Origin of the sequence: Aeromonas encheleia (genome assembly GCF_900637545.1) — a bacterium.
GTDB classification, from domain to species: domain Bacteria; phylum Pseudomonadota; class Gammaproteobacteria; order Enterobacterales; family Aeromonadaceae; genus Aeromonas; species Aeromonas encheleia.
This window is the reverse complement of sequence record NZ_LR134376.1, coordinates 478,309-499,136: the sequence shown is the minus strand read 5'-3', so window position 1 is coordinate 499,136 and position 20,828 is coordinate 478,309. Positions and strand designations below refer to the sequence as shown.

Below are 20,828 nucleotides of genomic sequence, written 5' to 3'. Positions count from 1 at the left end.
CTAGTCGCCTATGGTGATGGTACAGGTGGTGCCCGCGATCAGCGCCAGCTCGGGCGGCACCTCCAGCAGGCGGATCCGCACCGGCACCCGCTGCGCCAGCCGCACCCAGGGCACGTTCGGCTTGACGTCGAGCAGCAGGCCGTCACTCCCCTCCACGCTCTGATCGTGGATGGCGCGCCCTATGCTCTCCACCTCCCCCTTGAGTGCCTGCTCCCCGCTGTAGAGCACCATCCGCGCCGGTTGGCCCGGCCGGATGTGCCTGAGCTTGGTCTCCTCGAAATAGCCCTGTACGTAGAAGGAGTGGATGTCCACCAAGGCCACCAGCGGTACCCCGGCGCTGGCATAGTTGCCGACCCGGGTCTGCAGGTTGGTGATGTAGCCGTCGCTGGAGGCGTGCAGCTCGGTCTTGGCGAGGGACCACTGCGCCTGCTCCAGATCGGCCTGGGCCACCTGATAGGCGGCCCGCATCGCCTGGGCGTTGAGGCTGGACTCGTCGACCGCCTCGGCGGAGATGACGGTGCGGGCCAGGCTCTGCCGGCGATGGGCCTCGTGCTCGGCCTTGTCGAGATCCGACTTGGCCTTGGCCAGGGCCGCATTGGCGTTGTCCAGCGCGATCCGGTAGGGCTCGGGATCCAGACTGAACAGAACGTCACCCATCTTGACCAGCTGGTTGTCCTGCACCCAGATCCGGGTGATCTTGCCCGACACCTCAGGCGTGATGCTGACCAGCTCGGCCCGCACCTTGCCATCCCGGGTCCAGGGACCCTGCATGTAGTAGTTCCACAGCCACCAGCCCGCCGCCAGCGCCAGGGCGCACACCAGCAGGGTGGAGAAGTATTTGAGGGTCGCGAGGGGTGATTTAGCCATGTAGCAATATCCATAAGGCGCCACTGACGGCGAGGACGAACAGGGAGAGATCCATCAACAGGGGGTGCCAGACATCTCCGCTGTAGAGCCAGTCGCGCAGCAGATGATGGGCCGGCAGCCAGCCCAGCAGGCCGAGCAGCACCGCCTTGAACAGGGGCGGAAAGTAGAGCGAGGCCCCCAGGATCAGATCCGGCAGCGCTGAAGCGGTCGTCACAGGCGTGCTCCCTATTGGCGAGAGGAGGACAGAGGAAATCGGCGATGGCCCGTTCGAGGGCAGGCAGGCCAAGGTTAACACAGCCATTTCGGCGGCTACAGAAGCAGATGACGCCCCAAGGTCACCGATCTGCCGGATGGTTGATGCCATCCCGCAGCGGCACCTCACCGATCTCGAACGGATTGACCCCCTCGAGGCAGGCGAGGTTGTAACCATACTCGGCCGGATTGGAGCGGCGCTGATGGTGGGTGTAGATGCCACAGAGGCCGCAGAAGTAATGGCGGGCGGTACGAGTGTTGAACTGGTAGCAGCGCAGCGCCGCCTCCCCTTGCAGAATGCGGATGCCCGCCAGCGGCACAGAGGCGACGATGGCACCGCGCCGCCGGCAGAGGGAGCAGTCGCAGCGGCGCGGATCCACCACTCCATCCGGCAGGCTGAGCTCCAGCACCACGGCCCCGCAATGACAGCTGGCCCTGTGCTTCTCCTGAATGGGGGTATTGCCGATGCGCTTGATCATATGGCCTCCTTGCCGCCGGGCCTTGGCCCGCTTGTCTCAATCGAACAGGGTATCTTGCCGCCCCTGCCGCACATGGGCATGCAGGGTGCGCAGCTGGGATGCCACCACCCGGTGGCGGGAGAGCGGGGGCAGCTGGTCGATGGGGAAGTAGGCCGCGCCCTGGGTCTCGTCGGTCTCGGTGAGCAGTTGCCCTCCCGTCACCTCACACAGGAAGAACGCCTTGTGGGCATGGGGCAGCTGCGGCGGATGGGGGTGCCTGAGCTTGTCGAACAGCGCCAGCAACCGAACGGCCCGACACTCGAGTCCGGTCTCCTCGACCACTTCGCGCACCACGGCCCCCGCCGGCGAGTCGCCGATGTCGCACCAGCCCCCCGGCAGGGTCCAGCAGCCATCGCTGCGCTCCTGCACCAGCAGCAACCGCCCCTGCTCATCGAGGATCAGCGCCCGCACATCCAGCTTGGGGGTGGGATAACCGCTGTCTAGGGCGATCCAGTCGGCGATGGCCGCCGGATCCAGCTCGCTCTGGCTGGCAATCAGGGTGGCGGTGGCATCCCGCAGGGCATGAAAACGGGCTATGTCGAAGGGGTCTTGCGAGTAGGTGAGCCCGGCCTGGGCCGTGGCCAGCACCTGTTCCAGAAAGGCGGCCAACGGCGGTTGCATGGCTAGAGCCCGAGGAAGCGGACTATCTGGGCCGGGTAGCGCTCGAACCCCATGAAGGCGTGATTGCCACCGCACTCCAGCGACAGGCGGGCGAAGCGATACTCGGCCAGCGTCTTGCGGTAGTCGAGCACCTCGTCTTCCTGCTGTTGCAGGACCCAGAGCCGTCCGGGGGCCGTCACCGGCACCGCCAGTCCCTGCAGCTCATCCATGTGCAGCGGCAGCAGCTCATAGCGCTCATCGGTATAGGGATTGGTCTGGGGACCGAGGTAGTCGCAGAGCAGCTCGTGGGGGCGCACCGCCGGGTTGATCAGGGCGGCGCGGCAGCCATACAACTCACTGACTCTGGTCGCCATAAAGCCGCCGAGGGAGCTGCCCACGGCGCCGAGTCGCAGCCTCTGGCCATGACGGGCGACGGCCTCCTCTATGGTCTGCTCTATGGCCGCCCAGGCCGCCGCCGGGGTGTTGGGCTGGGCCGGGATCAGCAGCTCGATATCGGGCCTGTGCCGGGCGACCCAGTCCGCCATCTGCTGCGCCTTGGCCGATCCGGGCGATGAATTGAAACCGTGCAGATACAAGAGGACGGGCTTCATGCAGGCCTCCTCAATAACCGGTGGCATGGGGATCGGGCACGAACTGCCCCACCGGCAGGCGCCACACCTGGCTGGCGATCCGGCCATCCGGATGCAGGGTGAGATAGCGCCAACCCGGGCCGGACTCGTCCAGCGCGAAGCCATCGGACAGCGGCTTGAACTGGATGCAGGTGGAGGGACTGGCGATGAGCCTAACCCCCTGATGCACCTCGTCAAACTCCTGATGCACATGGCCAAACAAGATGGTCTTCTGCTGCGGATGACGGGCCAGCACCGCGAACAGGTCGTCGGCATTCTTGAGATTGTGCTGATCCAGCCAGGCGCAGCCGACCGGCACGGCCTGATGGTGCAGGGCGATGAGGGCGTGGCGCTCCGGATGTTGGCGCAGGGCCTGATCCAGCGTCGCCAGCTGGTGATCGCCGAGCACGCCGTGGGGTTTGCCGCGCACCTGGGTATCCAGCAGGATCACCTGCCAGTGATCCCCCACCAGCTGCTTGGCCTCGCTGATCCCGGCCGCATGCAGGTACTCGGTCATCAGGGGGCCGTCGTCATGGTTGCCGGGCAGCCAGTAGATGGGGCGCGCCAACGGGGCCATCATGGTGGCGAAGCGCAGATAGGATTCCGGGCTGTGATCCTGAGACAGATCGCCGGTGGCCAGGATCAGATCGAACGGATGGGCGTTGTCCTGCACCCGCGCCAGCACGGCAGCCAGGCTCTCGGCGGTACGCACGGCCAGCAGTCGTCCCTCGGCGCTGGCGAAGAGATGGGTATCGGTAATCTGTAACAGACGCACGCTTCCGTCCGGCGCCTGGGGTAGCTCTGTTTCCAAAATCACGCTTCTTTATATGAGTTCAACTAGAGGATGTTTATCGGGCTGGTGCCATGCTTGAGACAAAATTTTAGCCAGTCGGCCAGGAACAGATTTACCTGCTCTTTTTCATCCCTGTGATGCATTTTTTTATTGGGATAATCATAACGTGGTTGCAACATCGAAATCTGTTGCGCGGCACACACTTCCGCCATCCGCACATCATGATACAAACGAATCTCTATACGAGCCTGCAAGTAGCTCGCCAATTCAGGATTGTGCTGGGCCAGGATCACCTGGCTGGTGAAGCGGCTCTCCCCGCTGACGGTGAGCTGGAACTGCAAGCCGTTGCCGACCTGATAGCGACGCTCAGCCCCCAGGCTCCCCCCAGGAGGCAGCAGCTTCATCAAGGCCATGTAGTTGACCTCGCAGGTGCGCTGCAGGGACATCAGATCCGGCACATAGCGCCGGCTCTGTTGCAGGGTCAGCGCCACCTCAGCGCCCCGTCAGCCAGCGGGCCCGCAGATCCGCGTGATTGAGCGCCAGCCACTGCAAGGCGATGACGGAGGCGGCGTTGTCGATGCGACCCTCTTTCAGCCAGGCATAGGCCTGCTCGCGGCTCACCACGTGCACCCGGATGTCCTCACCCTCTTCCGCCAGACCGTGGATCCCCCCGGCCTTGCTGGCATCGACCTCGCCGACAAAGACTTCGATCCGCTCGGTGCTGCCACCCGGGCTCACCATATAGCTGATGGCATGTTCGCAGCGGCCCACCTCGAGCCCCGCCTCTTCCACCGCCTCCCGGCGCACCACGACCTCGGCGGTCTCCCCTTCATCTATGATGCCGGCCACCAGCTCCAGCAGCCAGGGGGTGGGGCTGGTCTCCATGGCGCCGATCCTGAACTGCTCCACCAGCACTATCTGGTCCAGCACGGGATCATAAGGCAGCAGCGCGGCCGCATGACCCCGCTCGAACAGCTCGCGCACTATGGGCTCATTCCAGCCGCCCTCAAATAACCTGTGCTGCAGACGGTAGACGTTTACTTTGAAGAAACCATTGTATCCAGATGATTTTTCGATGATTTTCACATCGCTACCGGAGTAGTGACTGGTTTGTGGCAAGGCTTGCTGTGACATACGACACTCCTGCCAGCTTGACTTGGCTAGGTTTGACCATAATATTCGGGAACATGAATGAACGTTCATTCACTCGTTCTCGCTGACGATGAGGGATGGATTTTAGCAGCCACAGGCTATTTGGCTAGGCGCGTAGCCGAGAAAAACTCGCCCTGACTCTTGACGTTCCTGTCGCTGGAAAAGAGACAGTTCGCATTAAATTCTGCTTATAGTAGAGTGGTTAAGCTGAAATCAAGCTTGCTCGATGACAATCCCCCCTCTCCATCCAGCGGACAGCTTTGGGTTGATATATAAGGTTAAAACTATCATATGAAAAGAACACTCTTGTCAGTCATGGTGATGCTGGGCGTGAGCACCGCTGCTCATGCCGAAAACCTGCTCCAGATCTACCAACAGGCTCAGATCAAAGATACCCAACTGCTGGAGTCCAAGGCGAGACGGGATCAAGCCTTCGAGAAGATCAACGAATCACGCGCCGCCTTGCTGCCGCAGATCAACCTGGGCGCCGGTCTGAACTATCTGCAGAACAAAGACGATACCATGACCAACAGTAACGCCTCAGGTACTGTGACCCTGGATCAGTCCGTCTATCGCCGCAGCAACTGGGTCAACCTGGACCTGACCGAGAAGAGCGCCACCCAATCCGACGTGGGCTACAACCTCGAGATCCAGAACCTGATGCTGCGTACCGCCCAGGCCTATTTCGACGTGCTCAAGGCGATGGATACCCTGGAGTTCGTGCGTGCCAACAAGGTCGCGGTCGAGCGTCAGCTGGAACAGACCCAGCAGCGATTCGAAGTGGGCCTGACCGCCATCACCGACGTGCACGAAGCCGAGGCCGAGCGTGACCAGGCGCTGGCAGACGAGATCAATGCCGAGAACACCCTGGACAACAGCTACGAGAGCCTGCGCGAGCTGACCGGCATCGATCACCGCCAGCTGGACGTGCTCAACACCGCCCGCTTCACCCCGCAGAAGACCCCGTTCAACTCCGACAAGTGGCTGGAGCTGGCACTGGACAAGAACCTGGAGCTGCACAGCGCCCGCATCGGCAAGGACATCGCCAAGGAACAGATCGACTTGGCCAAGACGGGTCATGAGCCGACCCTGGATCTCGGTGCCGGCCTCACCGCCGGTTACAACGACTACAAGGACGAGATCCGCAACCCCGAGAGCAGCAGCAACGAGGCCAACGTCGGCCTGAACTTCAAGCTGCCGCTCTACACCGGTGGAGCCACCACCTCCCTGGTCAAGCAGGCGCAGTTCAACTACGTGGCCGCCAGCGAGCAGCTGGAGCGCAGCTTCCGCTCGGTGCAGAGCACGGTCCGTTCCTCTTACAACAACGTGAACGCCAGCATCGGCTCGGTGCGCGCCTACAGCCAGTCCGTCATCTCCGCCGACAGCGCCCTGAAGGCGACCGAGGCCGGTTATGAAGTGGGGACCCGTACCATAGTCGACGTGCTGGACTCCACCCGCAAGCTGTACCAGGCCAAGCAGAAACTGTCCGAGGCCCGTTACAACTACATCCTCAGCATCCTCTCTCTCAAGCAGGCCGCCGGCACGCTGGAGCAGAAGGATCTGGAAGATGTGAACCAGGGGCTGATGCCAGCCGCCCAGGTGACGACCAAGTCCTGAGCCTGACTCCAGACATGCAAAAGGCGACCCTAGGGTCGCCTTTTTGTTATCCGATGATGCGCGGCGATAACCGCCGTGAACAACCCGGCCTAAGCCGGGCGTCGATTCAACCGCGCTCGCGGATGGTCTTGATGATGTCGCTGGTGGAGCAGCCATCCTCGAAGTTCAGCACTCGCACCTCGCCGCCGTTGGCGGTGACCTCGGCGTAACCGGCGATCTCTTCGGGCTTGTAGTCGCCACCCTTGACCAGCAGATCTGGCAGGATCTCGGCGATCAGCCGTTGCGGCGTGTCTTCGGCGAACGGCACCACCCAATCCACGGCGCCCAGCGCCGCCAACACCGTCATGCGGCGCTCGGTCGGGTTGACCGGGCGACCCGGCCCCTTCAGGCGGCGCACCGAGTCATCGGTGTTGACCGCGACGATCAGCCGATCCCCCAGCTTGCCGGCATTGGCGAGGTAGGAGACGTGGCCGGCGTGCAGTATGTCGAAGCAGCCATTGGTCATCACCACCTTCTCACCACGCAGGCGGGCGGCCTGGACGGCAATCTTGAGCTGCGCCTCGGACATGACGCCAAAGCCGGTCTCCTGCTCGGTGTAGAGCGCATTGGCAAGCTCCACCGGGCTGACGGTAGAGGTACCCAGCTTGCCCACGACTATGCCGGCGGCGGTGTTGGCCAGGGCGCAGGCCTCGTCCAGACTCATGCCGGCGGCCAGGGAGGTGGCCAGGGTGGAGATGACGGTATCGCCGGCACCTGTCACGTCATAGACCTCGTGAGCCTGGGCGGGCAGGTGCAGCTCGGGCTGCCCCTCGCGGATCAGGGTCATGCCATTCTCGGAACGGGTCACCAGCAGGGCGTCCAGTTCGAAGCGCTTGACCAGCTCCAGCCCCTTGGCGACCAGCTCGTCCTCGCTCTTCACCTTGCCTACCACGGCCTCGAACTCGGACATGTTGGGGGTCAACAGGGTGGCGCCACGGTACTTCTCGAACTCGGTCCCCTTGGGGTCCACCAGCACCGGGATGCCGGCGGCGCGGGCGCGCTTGATCATGCCCGGCACATCGTTCAGGGCACCCTTGCCGTAGTCGGAGAGGATCATCACATCGGCCCGGGGCAGCGCCTCTTCCACCTTGCTCATCAGCAGGCTGGCGTCGACGTCGTGGAAGGCCTCTTCGAAGTCGAGACGCAGCAGTTGCTGGTTGCGAGACAGCACCCGCAGCTTGGTGATGGTCGGATAGTCGGCCAGTCGAACGAAATCACAGGCGACCTTGACCCCCGCCATCTGGCCGGCCAGGGCGTCGGCGGCCTCATCCTGTCCGGTCAGACCCAGCAGGACGGCATGGGCACCAAGCGCGGCCGAGTTCAGGGCCACGTTGGCGGCACCACCCGGGCGCTCCTCGATGTGTTCGACCTTGACCACGGGCACGGGGGCCTCGGGGGAGATACGGCCGGTGGGGCCATGCCAGTAGCGGTCCAACATGACATCGCCAACGACCAGAACGCGGGCTTTCTCAAACTCGGGCAGGGTGATCTTCATCTGTATCGACTCTCAAAACCTGAAAAATTCAGCCCCCGATTTTATCACACTCTTTTCTCCCGGGTGAAAAAAGCGCGGCCCCACCGGCAATTGCCCGCCTGTCACTCCGCCCCCCTCCCCTCTGACCAGACGATGGCCATTCGCACCCGCCCCCCCTTTTCGGATAGAATCCTCGGATTGTGAGTCAAGTCAGCCGACCAGGATAGGCGCCTGCATCGAGCGCCGCCCCTGTGCGACTGGGCTCCCCGGATTATTTGCGATTGAGAACAAGAGACTCTTCATGGCCCAAGAACGCGCTCCCCGCCTCGAACCCCATCTGTTCCATCCCCGCTACTGGGGCAGCTGGGCAGGCCTTGGCCTGCTCTGGCTGCTGGTGCTGCTGCCCTGGCGTAGCCAGATGTGGCTGGGGCGCCAGCTCGGCACCCTGGCCCGCAAGCTGCTGAAGTCCCGCGTCAAGATAGCCCGCCGCAATCTGGAGCTGGCCATGCCCGAGCTCAGCCGCGATCAGCGCGAAGCCTTGCTGGTGCAGAACTTCGAGAGCGTGGGCTGCGCCATCTTCGAGGTCGGCATGGCCTGGTTCTGGCCGGATTGGCGGATGCGCCGGCTGATGAAGGTGGAAGGGGAAGAGCACGTCACCCGGGCCGTGGAGCAGGGTCAGGGCATGCTGCTGCTCTCCTGCCACTTCCTGACGCTGGAGCTCAACGCCCGCTGCTTCGGCCTGGTGCGGCCCGGGGTCGGCGTCTATCGCCCCAACACCAATCCGGTGCTGGAGTACGCCCAGTACCACGGTCGCTGCGCCTCCAACAAGTACCTGGTGGATCGCATGGACGTGAAGGGGATGATCAAGGCGCTGCGCAACGGCGATGCGCTCTGGTACGCGCCGGATCACGACTACGGCGCCCATGCCAGCGTGTTCGTGCCCTACTTCGCGGTGGAGCAGGCGGCCACCATCACCGGCACGGCGACCCTGGCCAGGGTCAAGAACACGGTCACCCTGCCCTGCTACAACATTCGCACCGCCACCGGTTATACCCTGCACATAGGGGCGCCGCTGGCCGACTACCCGAGCGGCGACGATCTGGCCGACGCCAGCCGCGCCAACCGGGAGATTGAAACCGCCGTACGCAAGGCCCCGGAGCAGTACATGTGGCTGCACCGCCGCTTCAAGACCCGCCCCAACCCCAATGACGCGGGTTACTACTGAGACGAGCCTTTCGGCCCCGAATGAAAAAGCCCTCGCATGCGAGGGCTTTTTTACGGGTCTGCGACAGCGCCTGGGTTATTGGCGGATCAGACGATAGATGGCGTAGCCAGGGTGCTTCTCATCGCTCGTTGGCAGGGTGGACTTGTACTCAAGATCCGCGCCGGCCAGCTGCTTGGCCTCCTCGCTCGGCGAGGAGTAGAGCCGCACGTCGACACCGGCGGGCAGCGTCTTCATGTGCCAGTTGTTGTTGGCCGCCGGGCTGAAGCCTGCCGGATTGTCGGCGGACTGGGTCTTCAGGTACTGGGCGATGATCTCCCGCGTTTCGAAGGGATCTTCGTGCACTATATTGGTGCCGTCGATGCCCGGGAAGTGGCCGCCACCGCTGGCGCGGTAGTTGTTGGTCACCACGTAGAACTTCTGGGCCGGATCTATCGGCTGACCGTTGAAGGTCAGGCCGCTGATGCGCTGACCCTCGCTCACCTTGGCGCCTTCCTTGCTGTAGCGGGCCGGCTGGGTGATATCCACCTCGTAGTTCACCCCGTCGATCACATCGAAGTTGTAGGTGGGGAACTTCTCATTCACCAGCCACTGCACCTCGGTCTTGCCGGCATCGATCTGGTTGAACTGGCCGGCACTCATCTCCAGCCACTCCTTGACGGTGGCCCCGTTCACCTCGACCACCTGCAGGGTGTTCGGGTAGATGTAGAGATCGGAGACGTTGCGCAGGGAGATGTCCCCCTTGGCCACATAGGTGAAGTCATTGATGCCGTTGCGACCGCCGCGGAAGGGGGCCGCCACCGACAGGATCGGGTAGGGCTGCTTGAGCAGGCCATCCTTTTGCAGCTGCTCGGCGTGCTTGCGCTGGGCGTCGCTCACCAGTTGCACCGAGGGATCATCCTGCACCAGCGCGAAGAAGCTGTGGATGGAGGAGGTGATCTTGCCGAGCGGCTCGTCCAGCCACTGATTGGTGGCATCGTGATCGGCCTGCACCAGGTCCACCACCCGCTGATCCACGGCGCTGTTCTCGCTGGAGTCGATCTTGCGCAGGCTGGCCTGGCTCTGTTTCACCCGCCACTTGCCGTCCACCTGCTCCAGTTTGAGATCGATGATGCCGAGGTGGTTGCCCCAGTAGCCGGGCATCACGGTCGGGATGCCGCTCAGGGTGCCGGCCTGGTTGTCCACCTCCGGCAGATCCGGGAAGTCGCCGGGGAAGTTTTTGTGGGCATGGCCCAGCATCAGGGCATCCACACCCTTCACCTTGGCCAGATGCCAGGCGGAGTTCTCCATCATGGCCTCATAGCTGTTGGCGTTGATGCCGGTGTGGGCGACCACCACCACTATGTCGGCCCCCTTGGCGCGCAGTTCCGGCACATAGTGGTTGGCGGTCTCGACCATGTCGGCCACCACCACCTTGCCTTCCAGGTGGCGCTTGTCCCACTGCAGCACCTGCGGTGGCGTCAGCCCCAGGATGCCGACTCTGACGGTCTGTGACTGGCCCTTGTCATCCGTCACCTGGCGCTCCAGCAGCAGATAGGGGGTGAACTTGTTGCCACTCCAGTCGATCTGTCCCTTCGCATCGCGCTTGAAGGCGCCCATCTCGAACACGTTGGCGTTCACATAGGGGAACTTGGCGCCCGCCAGCACCTTGCCGAGGTACTCCAGCCCGTAGTTGAACTCGTGGTTGCCCAGGTTGCCGGCGTCATAGCCGAGCTCGTTCATGGCCTTGAACACCGGGTGGGCCTGCTTGTCGAGGTAACCGGCGCCGGACTGCTCGAAGATGTAATCCGCCAGCGGCGTACCCTGGATCAGGTCACCGTTGTCGAGCAGCAGGTTGTTGGGGTTTTCGGCGCGGGCCGCGCGGATCAACAGGGCGGTGCGGGAGAGGCCAAACTTGCGGTCTTCCTTGTTCTGGTAGTAGTCGAACCCCAGCACGTTGGAATGGATATCGGAGGTCTGGATCAGGCGCAGAGAGACGGCTCCCGGCTGCGCCTTGCTATCATTTTCATTGCTGCAGGCAGTCAACAGCACTATGGCTGCAATGGCGCCCAGCTTCATGGTTTTATTCACTGTCTTTTCCCTTTTATTATGAGTAACGCTTTACCAGCGACGGGAATTTAACAGACGAATATGTCAGCGCATGGAACCGAGATTAATTTTTATGAAGCCCGACACAAAAATAGCCTTATGAGGCCAGCAAGGCCCCGCTGGCCAGCTGAACCGCCAACCCCAGCATGATAATACCAACAACAAGATCAATGGCTTGCTGCACCCTGCCCCGGGCAAGCCAGGGGGAAAGGGCCGCCGCCCCGAATGCCAGACCGTAGAACCAGACCAGGGATGCCAGCATGGCGCCCGCGGCGAAGGCCGGTCGCAGCTCCTCGGCGAACTGACTGCCGAAGGAGCCGAGCAGCATCAGGGTATCCAGGTAGACATGGGGGTTGAGCAGGGTGACGCCCAGCGTCATGGCCAGCACGCTCTTGACCCCCATCAGCTGGGGTGAATCCGCCAATGCCGCCCCCTGCCCGCGCCAGGCGCTGCGCAGGGAACGAATGCCGAACCAGCCGAGGAACAGTACGCCGCCCCAGGTCAGCAGCGCCAGGCCGATGGGGCTGCTCGCCAGCAGGTTGGCGCCGCCAAACACCCCTATACCGATCAGGATGAGATCGCAGAAGCAGCAGAGCGTGGCCGTCAACAGATGGTGGTTGCGGTGGATGCCCCGGCTCAGCACGAAGGCATTCTGGGCACCTATTGGGATGATCATGGCGAGGCCGAGGGTGAAGCCTTGCAGTGTGGTTGCGAGCATGGGTGAAGCGTCCGTATGGGTAACTGGACGGCACTATAAGGGGATCGGGGGAATCAGAGAAATTCATTAATCTGCTGATACATTCAATTCACTAATAACCCGGGCGCCAACGCCCTTCTCAGCGGGCTGTCAATTGCAGGATCTGACAATTGTGAGCCCGCCGCCCCGCACCGAGAATCAACAGGGTCGACGCATCGGCTGGGGCAGGGGACGAGGATCACGGGTGACTGACCAGCTATGTCGCCCGTCCGGCCCTGGCACGAGGGGTGGGGCGGGAGGCGCTTATCTCACTGCAGGATCTTGGGGTAATTGGTGACCACGACCTGCTCCAGGTTGGGGATCAGGATGCCGCTGCTCACCCCTTTGGCGATGGCCTGATAACGGTTCATGGAGCCGGTCTTGCGGGTCACCTGATTGAGGTGGTAGTTCACCGTGCGTTCGGTGATCCCCAGGATGCAGGCGATCTCGTTCGACGTCTTCCCTTCGCTGGCCCAGAACAGGCATTCGGTCTCCCGGTCGGTCAGGGCCTCCTGCGGATCGCCTTCCCGCAGGCCCTTGCGCACGATCCGGATCGCGGCCTCGAAGATGTAGTTGGACATCCAGGAGAGGATGGGCGAGGACTCCAGCAGCAGATCGCTCGAGGCCCGCTCGGCGGTGATGAACGACAGTATGCCATTCTCCCCTGCCGCCCCGTGCAACGGGAAGGAGATGCCGTTGCGCAGCCCGAACTCCGCCGCCAGCCCCATCACGTCCATGCTGCCTTCCTGCAGAAAGCGCGCCTTCTCGTCCAACCGGTTCCAGTAGATGGGCAGGGTCTGCCTGCGGGCGAGCTGGATGATGGGGTCGCAGGCCAGCATGTTGTTGACCGTGTAGGCCTGTACCCAGGAGTCGGGGCACTGGTTGAACAGCACCACCTTGGGCCTCTGCATCGACATGGGCAGGATGAGCGCAAACCGATAGTAGTCGTAGCCCATTCCCAGCGTGAAGCGGCCGATCAGTTCCGCCAGCCGGTTGCCATCCGTCACCACCGTGAAATGTTCGAGATACTCAAGCAGTTGGTCGTGTGTCATAGGCTAGCCCCCCTGGCCAAGGCCTTGGATTATAGCGCCTAACCATGAAATGGAGAGACATGAATGCTTGTTTTCAAAGGAAAATTGAAACAACACCCCAGATGGGAGGTCGAAAACGAACTTTATCGCTTTCGCAAGCGCGTCTTCTCCGATCGGCTCGGCTGGGATGTGGAATCCCACCGGGGTCTGGAGCGGGACAGCTTCGACAAGCCGGATACCCACTGGGTACTGATTGAGGACGAGCAGGGCCTGTGCGGCTGCATTCGCTTGCTCAGCTGTGCCCAGGACTACATGTTGCCCAGCATCTTCCCCGCTGCCCTCGCCGGCGAGCTGGCCCCGCGCTGCGCCGATGTCTGGGAGCTGACCCGGCTCGCCATCGATGCCAGTCGGGCGCCGCAACTGGACAACGGCGTGAACGAGCTGACCTGCGTCATCTTCCGCGAGGTCTATGCCTTCGCCAGGGCGCAGGGGATCCGGGAACTGGTGGCCGTGGTCAGCCTGCCGGTCGAGCGCATCTTCCGCCGCCTCGGCCTGCCCATAGAGCGACTCGGCCACCGCCAGGCGGTGGAGCTGGGCGCCGTGCGCGGAGTGGGCATCCGCTTCCAGCTGGACGAGCGCTTCGCCCTGGCCGTCAATCGCCCGCTGCGGGGCCGGTACCAGCCGTCTGAGGAGCTGGTCGGCACCTCCTGAGCGCCACCCGCCCGGCGGCCTGAGCGCCATAAAAAAGTCCCGGGTTGATACCCGGGACTAAAACTCTCGCTATGGCCCGTTTCCACCCCATGCAAAAACGGACAGAGTGAGTATCTTATGAATCTCACCTTGTCTCTACTGTCACTTATCACAGTGGCCGCGCCCGCCGAGCCGATCGAAAGAGAGGGAACGAGGGCGGTTCCTCTTGTCGCCGGCGCCCCCCTTCAGTAGCCTGTTTTCTTGATTCTCAGCGGGATAAGGAAGGCTGATGAAAGCCCTGGATTACAAGCTGCTGCTGGCACTGGATGCCGTGATGCAGGAGCAGAACTTCGAGCGGGCCGCCCAGCGCCTGCACATCACCCAGTCCGCCATCTCCCAGCGCATCAAGCAGCTGGAGCAGCAGTTTGCCGAGCCGCTGATCATTCGCAGCCAGCCGCTGCAGGCCACCGCACTCGGGCAGAAGCTGCTGGCCCACTACCGGCAGGTACGCCAGCTTGAACTCGAACTGGCCGGGGAGCTCTCCCCCGCCGCGCCCCAGGCACCGATCCGGGTCAGCATCGCCATCAATGCCGACAGCCTGGCCACCTGGCTGCTGCCCGCCCTGGCCCCGCTGCTGGAGCAGCATCCCATCGAGCTGAACCTGCTGGTGGATGACGAGATCCGCACCCTCGACAAGGTGCGCGAGGGGCAAGCCTTCGGCGCCGTCAGCCTGCAACCCCAGCCCCTCGCCGGTTGCTGCGTCGACGAGCTCGGCGAGATGCGCTACCTGCTGACCGCCAGCCCCGCCTTCGTCGCCCGCCATTTTCCCAAGGGGCTCACCCCGGAAGCGCTGGCCAAGGCGCCGGCGGTGGCCTTCGATCAGCGCGACGACATGCACGTGAGCTTCATGGCCCGCCACTTCGGGCTGGAGCCCGGCGGCTACCCCTGCCACACGGTGCGCTCGTCGGAGGCCTTCGTCGCCATGGCCGAGCAGGGGCTGGCCTACTGCCTCATCCCCGAGTTGCAGATCCGCCAGCAGCTGGCGGCGGGGAGCCTGCTCGATCTCAGCCCGGGGCATCACCTCATCGAGCGCCTCTACTGGCACCGCTGGGTGCTGGAGCGGGGGCTGCACAAACAGATCTCCCTGCGCCTGATCGAACAGGGTCGCCGGGCACTGCTGCCCCGCTGACGGGGCCATTCACCTTGGCTTTGGGGGGGTAAAAACGTATAGTGCTGGGCGATTCTTCATCAGGTCTCCACTCAGGTTCCTCACTTATGTTCCAAGACAATCCGCTGCTGGCCCAGCTCAAGCAACAAATCCGCGAAAACATCCCCAAGAAAGAGGGTGTGATCCGCGCCTCCGATCGGGGCTTCGGCTTCCTGGAGGTCGATGAGAAGACCAGCTATTTCGTGCCGCCTCCCTACATGAAGAAGGTGATGCACGGTGACCGGGTGAGCGCCCTGATCCGTACCGAGAAAGATAAGGAAGTGGCCGAGCCGGATGCCCTGCTGGAGCAGGCGGTGACCCGCTTCGTCGGTCGCGTCAAGATGTTCCGCGACCGCCTCAACGTGGTGCCTGACCATCCCCTCATCAAGGACGCCATCAAGGCCCGCGCCAAGAAGGGGCTGGATGAGAAGTCCCTCAAGGAAGGGGACTGGGTGGTTGCGACCCTCAAGCGTCACGCCCTGGTGGATGGTAACTTCTCCGCCGAGATCACCCAGCTCATCGCCGACAAGGGCGATCACAACGTGCCCTGGTGGGTGGTGCTGGCACGCCACAACCTGGCCCAGATCGAGCCGGCGGACCTGCCCGAGTGGAAGGTGATCGAAGAGGAAGAGCTGCCGCGCACCGACCTGACCGCCGTCCCCTTCTTCACCATCGACGGTGCCAAGACCAAGGACATGGATGACGCCCTGTCCATCCGCAAGCTGGACAACGGCTGGGAGCTGCTGGTCGCCATCGCCGATCCGACCGCCTATGTGGCCGAAGGCAGCGAGCTGGACCAGGAAGCCGCCAAGCGCGCCTTCACCGTCTACATGCCGGGCCGCAACGTGCCCATGATCCCGCGCACCCTCTCCGACGAGCTCTGCTCCCTGAAAGAGGGCGAGGAGCGCAACACCCTGTGCGCCCGCCTGCTGATCGCCGAAGATGGCCTGCTGCTGGAGGAGACCGAGTTCTTCGCCGCCCGCATCATCTCCCACGCCCGTCTCAACTATGACGAGGTCTCCGACTGGGCCGAGCACGGCAAAGAGCTGGCCATAGACGCAGGCGTCATGGCCCAGCTGCCGCTGATGAAGGCCATGACAGAGGCGCGCATCAAGTGGCGCACCGAGCACGCCCTGGTGTTCCCGGATCGTCCCGACTACGACTTCGAACTGGGTGAAAACGGCGCCGTGCTGGCCATTCACGTGGAACCGCGCCGCATCGCCAACCGGATGATCGAGGAGTCGATGATCGCCGCCAACATCTGCGCCGGTCGGGTGCTGGGCAAGAGCGTCGGCTACGGCATCTTCAACGTCCACACCGGCTTCGACGAGGAGTCCCTCGACGGCGCCATCGAGCTGCTCAAGAGCGCCGAGGCCCCGTTCGAGAAGGAAGAGATCGCCAGCCTGACCGGTTTCTGCGCCCTGCGCCGCTGGATCGACAGCCTGGACACCCGCTGGCTGGACGGCAAGATCCGCCGCTTCCAGAGCTATGCACTGATGTCCGCCGAGCCGGGTGCCCACTACGGCCTGGGGCTGGATGCCTACGCCACCTGGACCTCTCCGATCCGCAAGTACGGCGACATGGTCAACCATCGCCTGCTCAAGGCCGTCATCGCCGGCAAGACCCCGGGTGAGCGTCCGAGCCAGGAGCTCACCGAGCACCTGACTGAGTGCCGCCGCCTGCACCGCAGGGTCGAGCGCGACATCGGCGACTGGCTCTATGTCCGTTACCTCCAGGCTGCCGCCGGCACCGAGCAGCTGTTCAACGCCGAGATCATCGACGTGATGCGCGCCGGCCTCAAGCTGCGCCTGCAGGAGAACGGCGCCGTGGTGTTCATGCCCGCCCGCCACATCCTGGACAACAAGGACAGGCTGGAGTGCAACTGGGACAACGGTCGCGTCTACCTGGACAAGACAGAAGTGGTCTATGAGCTGGGCCAGATCATCGAGGTCAGGCTGAGCGAGGCGGTGGAAGAGACCCGCTCCCTCATCGCCAAGCCTGCGGTCGCGCTGGTACCGGGCCCGGCACCGGAAGCCCCGGTCGTCGAGAGCACCGAGGCATCGACTGAGACACCGGCTGAGGCTGAAGCTGCTCCCAAGGCGGAGTAAGTCGCAGCCACCCGCTCGATTCAAACAGCCCGCCACTCGGCGGGCTTTTTTACGCCCGGCTCACGACACCGACGGCACCCTATCGGTGAATAGCTCCCGCTTGGCGAGCGGGATCTGGGCGTGGCGGACGGCAGGCAGGCAGGCAGGCAGGCAGGCAGGCATAGAGATTGTCATGGCCGTGATGCGGGGGTTGAAAACTGAAAGTGGGTTACAAAACCTAATCATTCATTAGTCAACAACGGCAAACCAGGATCGATCCATCGTCATCTCCCCCGGGATCCACCACCGATGAGTTGCCTCGTTTGAGCACAAATTACCAACTTGTGACGAGAATCACATTGACATCCTGTTTGCGCAAACAACAAAGAGTGACAGAAGTCACATAAACAAGGCCGATTCGACGGCGATGATCGAGATGTAACCAGAATACAGCCCATGACTGTGATCTTGATCACTGGGAAGGGAGGGGGGAGGTCGAGGTAATTGAGAGGCAGATCACAAGATGCCCCGTTTTCAGCCTAATTCGATCGCGAGCTGGTAGATTGAAGTTGCTTAGACGACTGGGATGGGGGTTCGGCAAAACCCGTCATCCCGACTACCACTCTTAATCAAACAGGCTTAAAACGGGGTCCCGACATGTTATCACCGGATACCAAAGTCAAGATACAGAATTTTGGACGCTTCCTGTCCAATATGGTCATGCCCAACATAGGCGCCTTCATCGCCTGGGGCTTTATTACCGCCCTCTTCATCCCCACCGGCTGGCTGCCAAGCGAAACCTTGGCCAAGCTGGTCGGCCCCATGATCACCTACCTGCTGCCGCTGCTGATTGGCTATACCGGCGGCAAGCTGATGGGCGGTGAACGCGGCGGTGTGGTCGGTGCCATCACCACCATGGGCGTCATAGTGGGGACCGACATCCCGATGTTCATGGGTGCCATGATGGTCGGTCCGCTGGGTGGCTGGGCCATCAAGCGCTTCGACAAGGTGATGGAAGGCCGCGTCAAGAGCGGCTTCGAGATGCTGGTCAACAACTTCTCCGCCGGCCTCATCGGCATGTTGCTGGCGATCCTCGCCTTCTTCGTGATCGGCCCCTTCGTCAAGGTGCTGTCCGGCGTGCTGGCCGGTGGTGTCGGCTTCCTGGTGGACAACAACCTGCTGCCGCTCACCTCCATCTTCGTCGAGCCGGCCAAGATCCTGTTCCTCAACAACGCCATCAACCACGGCATCTTCTCGCCGCTGGGGATCCAACAGGCGACCGAGCATGGCCGCTCCATCTTCTTCCTGATCGAAGCGAACCCGGGCCCGGGCATGGGCGTGCTGCTGGCCTACATGGTGTTCGGCCGTGGTGCCGCCAAGCAGTCCGCCGCCGGAGCCTCCATCATTCACTTCTTCGGTGGCATCCACGAGATCTACTTCCCCTACGTGCTGATGAACCCGCGCCTCATACTGGCGGTAATCGCCGGCGGCATGACAGGGGTCTTCACCCTGACCCTGTTCAATGCCGGGCTGGTCTCCCCCGCATCGCCGGGCTCCATCTTCGCCGTGCTCCTGATGACGCCGAAAGCCTCCCTGATCGGGGTTGCTCTCTCCATCATCTGCTCGACCCTGGTCTCCTTCCTGGTCGCCGCCGTGTTCGTGCGTGCCCAGCAGCCGGAAGCCGACGAGGCCGATGCCCTGGGTGAAGCCACTCGCAAGATGAAAGCCATGAAGGGCGCCAAACCCGAAACCGCGGCGGCCAAGAAGCCGAGCGGTGAACTGATGGCGGTGCGCAATATCGTCGTTGCCTGCGATGCGGGCATGGGTTCCAGCGCCATGGGCGCCGGCATGCTGCGCAAGCGGGTGCAGGCCGCCGGGCTCGACATCAGCGTCACCAACCGCGCCATCGATCAGCTCGACGATCAGGTGGACTGGGTCATCACCCACAAGGACTTGACCGAGCGGGCCCGTCGCCATGCGCCGAACGCCCACCACATCTCGCTCACCAACTTCCTCGACAACGGCCTCTATCAGGAGCTGGTGCAGAGCCTGACCCAGGCCGCCAACGATGACGTCGCCCACCCGCAGCTGCTGGTGGCCGCCAACGACGACAGCTACGAGCCGCAGGCCGCCGAGGTGTTCAGCCTCAGCCTGCAGGACGTGCATCTGGGGCTCAAGGCCGACAACAAGGAGGCCGCCATCCTGGCCGCCGGCGCGCTGCTGGCCGAGCGGGGCTACGTGGCGCCCGACTACGTCAACGCCATGCTGGAGCGCGAGCAGCTGGTCTCCACCTACCTCGGCGAGTCCATCGCCGTGCCCCACGGCACCATAGCCGCCAAGGAGTTCGTGAAGCGTACCGGCATCGTCATCTGCCAGTATCCGGCCGGGGTCGCCTTCGGCGAGGCGGCCGATGAGGTGGCACGACTGGTGATCGGCATCGCCGCCCGCAACGACGAGCACATGCAGGTGATAACCCGCCTGACCAATGCACTGGATGAACCCGGTCTCATCGACCGGCTGGCCAGCACCACGGATCCCCAGGAGTTTCTGGATCTGCTGGGTGCCGAACAGGCTGCGTAATCGTCCTTCATCGTCTTTGGTTGTAGAGGTTAATATCATGAAAACATTGCATTTTGGTGCCGGCAACATAGGTCGTGGCTTCATTGGAAAACTGCTGGCGGACGCCAGCCACCAGGTCACTTTCGCCGACGTCAACGAGACCCTGATCGATCAGCTCAACCACCGCCAGGAGTACAAGGTGCACGTGGTGGGGGCGGATCAGAAGCTGGACGTGGTGCGCAACGTGGCGGCGGTCAGCTCCGCCGGTCACGAGGTGATCGCCCGCATCATCACCGCCGATCTGGTCACCACAGCGGTCGGCCCCAACATTCTGGACAAGATTGCCAGCACCCTGGCCAAGGGGCTGCAGGCCCGCTTCGATGCCGGCAACCTGACCCCGCTCAACGTCATCGCCTGCGAGAACATGGTGCGCGGCACCAGCCATCTCAAGCAGGAGGTACTCAAGTTCCTGCCGGTCGCGTATCATGCCACGCTCGAATCCTGCGTCGGCTTCGTCGACTCCGCGGTGGATCGCATAGTGCCACCGGCGGCGGCCAACGACGATCCGCTGGAAGTGACGGTGGAGAGCTTCAGCGAGTGGATCGTCGATCAGACCCAGTTCAAGGGCGAACTGCCGCAGGTGGCGGGCATGGAGCCCACCGACAACCTGATGGCCTTCGTCGAGCGCAAGCTGTTCACCCTCAACACCGGCCACATAGTCACCGCCTACCTCGGCAAGTTGCGGGGCTATCGCACCGTGCGCGAGGCGATAGAGGATCCGCTGATCCGCAGCAAGGTGCGCCGCGCCATGGAGGAGAGCGGAGCCGTACTGGTGAAACGCTACGGCTTCGACCCGCGCCTGCACGCCGCCTATATCGAGAAGATCCTGGCCCGCTTCGCCAACCCCTATCTGGTGGACGAAATCGACCGGGTCGGCCGTCAGCCGCTGCGCAAGCTGGCGGCGGGGGATCGGCTGGTGAAGCCGCTGCTCGGCACCCTGGAGTACGGCCTGCCGAGCGATCACCTGCAGGAGGGGATAGCCGCGGCGCTGCACTATCGCAACGCCGATGACCCCCAGGCGGTGGAGCTGCAGAGCCTGCTGGCAGAGCTTGGCCCGGCCCAGGCCCTGGCCCGGGTGACAGGCCTTGCCGCCGACAGCGAGATAGTGCGTGCCATCGTCGCCCGTTACGACACCTTGAAGTGACCCTGATGGGGCGCACTCACCGCCAAGCAGCCGCATCAACCGGTTGAATGGCATGGGAATTCG

The 20,828-nt window shown here is 63.2% G+C and carries 19 protein-coding genes; 7 read left to right on the top strand and 12 right to left on the bottom strand.

Annotation, left to right across the window (positions count from 1 at the left end):
• The 8 genes from EL255_RS02315 to nudF all read right to left on the bottom strand — a co-directional run bounded on the left by EL255_RS02315 (position 1) and on the right by nudF (position 4,793).
• Complete coding sequence (locus EL255_RS02315; RefSeq protein ID WP_042652007.1) at positions 1-867, bottom strand: efflux RND transporter periplasmic adaptor subunit; 867 nt, start codon at positions 865-867, stop codon at positions 1-3.
• Positions 860-1,081 carry a DUF1656 domain-containing protein gene (locus tag EL255_RS02310; RefSeq protein WP_084228248.1) on the bottom strand — a complete coding sequence of 74 codons (222 nt, stop codon included), beginning with the start codon at positions 1,079-1,081 and terminating at the stop codon, positions 860-862. Before EL255_RS02310 ends, EL255_RS02315 begins: the two co-directional genes overlap by 8 nt.
• 121 nt (positions 1,082-1,202) lie before the next feature.
• Positions 1,203-1,598: a GFA family protein gene (locus EL255_RS02305; protein ID WP_042652006.1), complete on the bottom strand. Its 396-nt coding sequence runs from the start codon at positions 1,596-1,598 to the stop codon at positions 1,203-1,205.
• Between the two features lie 36 nt (positions 1,599-1,634).
• Positions 1,635-2,258, bottom strand: a complete 624-nt coding sequence (locus tag EL255_RS02300) for an NUDIX hydrolase (RefSeq protein WP_042652005.1) — start codon at positions 2,256-2,258, stop codon at positions 1,635-1,637.
• 2 nt (positions 2,259-2,260) lie between these two features.
• Positions 2,261-2,848, bottom strand: coding sequence for a YqiA/YcfP family alpha/beta fold hydrolase (locus EL255_RS02295; protein WP_042652004.1), 588 nt, complete (start codon positions 2,846-2,848; stop codon positions 2,261-2,263).
• A 10-nt stretch (positions 2,849-2,858) separates the two neighbouring features.
• Entirely contained in the window at positions 2,859-3,677 is an 819-nt protein-coding gene (gene cpdA, locus EL255_RS02290; RefSeq protein ID WP_042652003.1) for a 3',5'-cyclic-AMP phosphodiesterase, read from the bottom strand.
• A gap of 26 nt (positions 3,678-3,703) precedes the next feature.
• A complete protein-coding gene (locus EL255_RS02285) occupies positions 3,704-4,105 on the bottom strand; it encodes a DUF1249 domain-containing protein (RefSeq protein ID WP_408608801.1) in 402 nt (133 codons plus the stop codon).
• Positions 4,106-4,151: 46 nt separating this feature from the next.
• On the bottom strand, positions 4,152-4,793 hold the full coding sequence (gene nudF / locus EL255_RS02280) for an ADP-ribose diphosphatase (protein WP_042652001.1): 642 nt from the start codon (positions 4,791-4,793) through the stop codon (positions 4,152-4,154).
• Positions 4,794-5,102: 309 nt separating this feature from the next.
• Between nudF and tolC the strand changes: the two genes are divergently transcribed.
• Positions 5,103-6,428 carry an outer membrane channel protein TolC gene (gene tolC / locus EL255_RS02275; RefSeq protein ID WP_042652000.1) on the top strand — a complete coding sequence of 442 codons (1,326 nt, stop codon included), beginning with the start codon at positions 5,103-5,105 and terminating at the stop codon, positions 6,426-6,428.
• 106 nt (positions 6,429-6,534) lie between these two features.
• On the opposite strand, the gene hldE is transcribed toward tolC, so the two are convergent.
• Complete coding sequence (gene hldE / locus EL255_RS02270) at positions 6,535-7,962, bottom strand: bifunctional D-glycero-beta-D-manno-heptose-7-phosphate kinase/D-glycero-beta-D-manno-heptose 1-phosphate adenylyltransferase HldE (RefSeq protein ID WP_042651999.1); 1,428 nt, start codon at positions 7,960-7,962, stop codon at positions 6,535-6,537.
• Between the two features lie 280 nt (positions 7,963-8,242).
• Here hldE and lpxL point away from each other — a divergent pair, with 280 nt between their 5' ends.
• Positions 8,243-9,166 carry an LpxL/LpxP family Kdo(2)-lipid IV(A) lauroyl/palmitoleoyl acyltransferase gene (gene lpxL / locus EL255_RS02265; protein ID WP_042651998.1) on the top strand — a complete coding sequence of 308 codons (924 nt, stop codon included), beginning with the start codon at positions 8,243-8,245 and terminating at the stop codon, positions 9,164-9,166.
• 75 nt (positions 9,167-9,241) lie between these two features.
• Here the strand turns inward: lpxL and EL255_RS02260 are convergent, their stop codons facing one another.
• The 3 genes from EL255_RS02260 to EL255_RS02250 form a co-directional block, all read right to left on the bottom strand.
• The gene (locus tag EL255_RS02260; protein ID WP_042651997.1) at positions 9,242-11,221 is read right to left on the bottom strand and encodes a bifunctional 2',3'-cyclic-nucleotide 2'-phosphodiesterase/3'-nucleotidase; all 1,980 of its coding nucleotides are present in this window, start codon (positions 11,219-11,221) and stop codon (positions 9,242-9,244) included.
• 127 nt (positions 11,222-11,348) lie between these two features.
• A complete protein-coding gene (gene lysE / locus EL255_RS02255; RefSeq protein WP_042651996.1) occupies positions 11,349-11,969 on the bottom strand; it encodes an L-lysine exporter in 621 nt (206 codons plus the stop codon).
• A 287-nt stretch (positions 11,970-12,256) separates the two neighbouring features.
• Positions 12,257-13,039 (bottom strand): LuxR family transcriptional regulator, encoded by a 783-nt coding sequence (locus EL255_RS02250; protein ID WP_042651995.1) that lies wholly within the window; start codon positions 13,037-13,039, stop codon positions 12,257-12,259.
• A 63-nt stretch (positions 13,040-13,102) separates the two neighbouring features.
• On the opposite strand from EL255_RS02250, the gene EL255_RS02245 reads away from it, so the two are divergent.
• The 5 genes from EL255_RS02245 (at position 13,103) to EL255_RS02225 (ending at position 20,765) form a co-directional block, all read left to right on the top strand.
• On the top strand, positions 13,103-13,729 hold the full coding sequence (locus tag EL255_RS02245; RefSeq protein WP_042651994.1) for an acyl-homoserine-lactone synthase: 627 nt from the start codon (positions 13,103-13,105) through the stop codon (positions 13,727-13,729).
• Positions 13,730-13,997: 268 nt separating this feature from the next.
• Positions 13,998-14,897, top strand: a complete 900-nt coding sequence (locus tag EL255_RS02240) for a LysR family transcriptional regulator ArgP (protein WP_042651993.1) — start codon at positions 13,998-14,000, stop codon at positions 14,895-14,897.
• Between the two features lie 86 nt (positions 14,898-14,983).
• On the top strand, positions 14,984-17,023 hold the full coding sequence (locus EL255_RS02235; protein ID WP_042651992.1) for an exoribonuclease II: 2,040 nt from the start codon (positions 14,984-14,986) through the stop codon (positions 17,021-17,023).
• 636 nt (positions 17,024-17,659) lie between these two features.
• Positions 17,660-19,582, top strand: coding sequence for a PTS mannitol transporter subunit IICBA (locus EL255_RS02230; RefSeq protein WP_042651991.1), 1,923 nt, complete (start codon positions 17,660-17,662; stop codon positions 19,580-19,582).
• 37 nt (positions 19,583-19,619) lie between these two features.
• Positions 19,620-20,765 carry a mannitol-1-phosphate 5-dehydrogenase gene (locus EL255_RS02225; RefSeq protein ID WP_042651990.1) on the top strand — a complete coding sequence of 382 codons (1,146 nt, stop codon included), beginning with the start codon at positions 19,620-19,622 and terminating at the stop codon, positions 20,763-20,765.
• The last annotated feature ends 63 nt before the right edge of the window (positions 20,766-20,828 follow it).

Coding starts and splice junctions, on each gene's coding strand:
- EL255_RS02315 (WP_042652007.1), bottom strand. CDS start 867: ATGGCTAAATCACCCCTCGCGACCCTCAAATACTTCTCCACCCTGCTG.
- EL255_RS02305 (WP_042652006.1), bottom strand. CDS start 1,598: ATGATCAAGCGCATCGGCAATACCCCCATTCAGGAGAAGCACAGGGCC.
- EL255_RS02300 (WP_042652005.1), bottom strand. CDS start 2,258: ATGCAACCGCCGTTGGCCGCCTTTCTGGAACAGGTGCTGGCCACGGCC.
- EL255_RS02295 (WP_042652004.1), bottom strand. CDS start 2,848: ATGAAGCCCGTCCTCTTGTATCTGCACGGTTTCAATTCATCGCCCGGA.
- EL255_RS02285 (WP_408608801.1), bottom strand. CDS start 4,105: ATGTCCCTGCAGCGCACCTGCGAGGTCAACTACATGGCCTTGATGAAG.
- nudF (WP_042652001.1), bottom strand. CDS start 4,793: ATGTCACAGCAAGCCTTGCCACAAACCAGTCACTACTCCGGTAGCGAT.
- tolC (WP_042652000.1), top strand. CDS start 5,103: ATGAAAAGAACACTCTTGTCAGTCATGGTGATGCTGGGCGTGAGCACC.
- hldE (WP_042651999.1), bottom strand. CDS start 7,962: ATGAAGATCACCCTGCCCGAGTTTGAGAAAGCCCGCGTTCTGGTCGTT.
- lpxL (WP_042651998.1), top strand. CDS start 8,243: ATGGCCCAAGAACGCGCTCCCCGCCTCGAACCCCATCTGTTCCATCCC.
- EL255_RS02260 (WP_042651997.1), bottom strand. CDS start 11,221: ATGAAGCTGGGCGCCATTGCAGCCATAGTGCTGTTGACTGCCTGCAGC.
- lysE (WP_042651996.1), bottom strand. CDS start 11,969: ATGCTCGCAACCACACTGCAAGGCTTCACCCTCGGCCTCGCCATGATC.
- EL255_RS02250 (WP_042651995.1), bottom strand. CDS start 13,039: ATGACACACGACCAACTGCTTGAGTATCTCGAACATTTCACGGTGGTG.
- EL255_RS02245 (WP_042651994.1), top strand. CDS start 13,103: ATGCTTGTTTTCAAAGGAAAATTGAAACAACACCCCAGATGGGAGGTC.
- EL255_RS02240 (WP_042651993.1), top strand. CDS start 13,998: ATGAAAGCCCTGGATTACAAGCTGCTGCTGGCACTGGATGCCGTGATG.
- EL255_RS02235 (WP_042651992.1), top strand. CDS start 14,984: ATGTTCCAAGACAATCCGCTGCTGGCCCAGCTCAAGCAACAAATCCGC.
- EL255_RS02230 (WP_042651991.1), top strand. CDS start 17,660: ATGTTATCACCGGATACCAAAGTCAAGATACAGAATTTTGGACGCTTC.
- EL255_RS02225 (WP_042651990.1), top strand. CDS start 19,620: ATGAAAACATTGCATTTTGGTGCCGGCAACATAGGTCGTGGCTTCATT.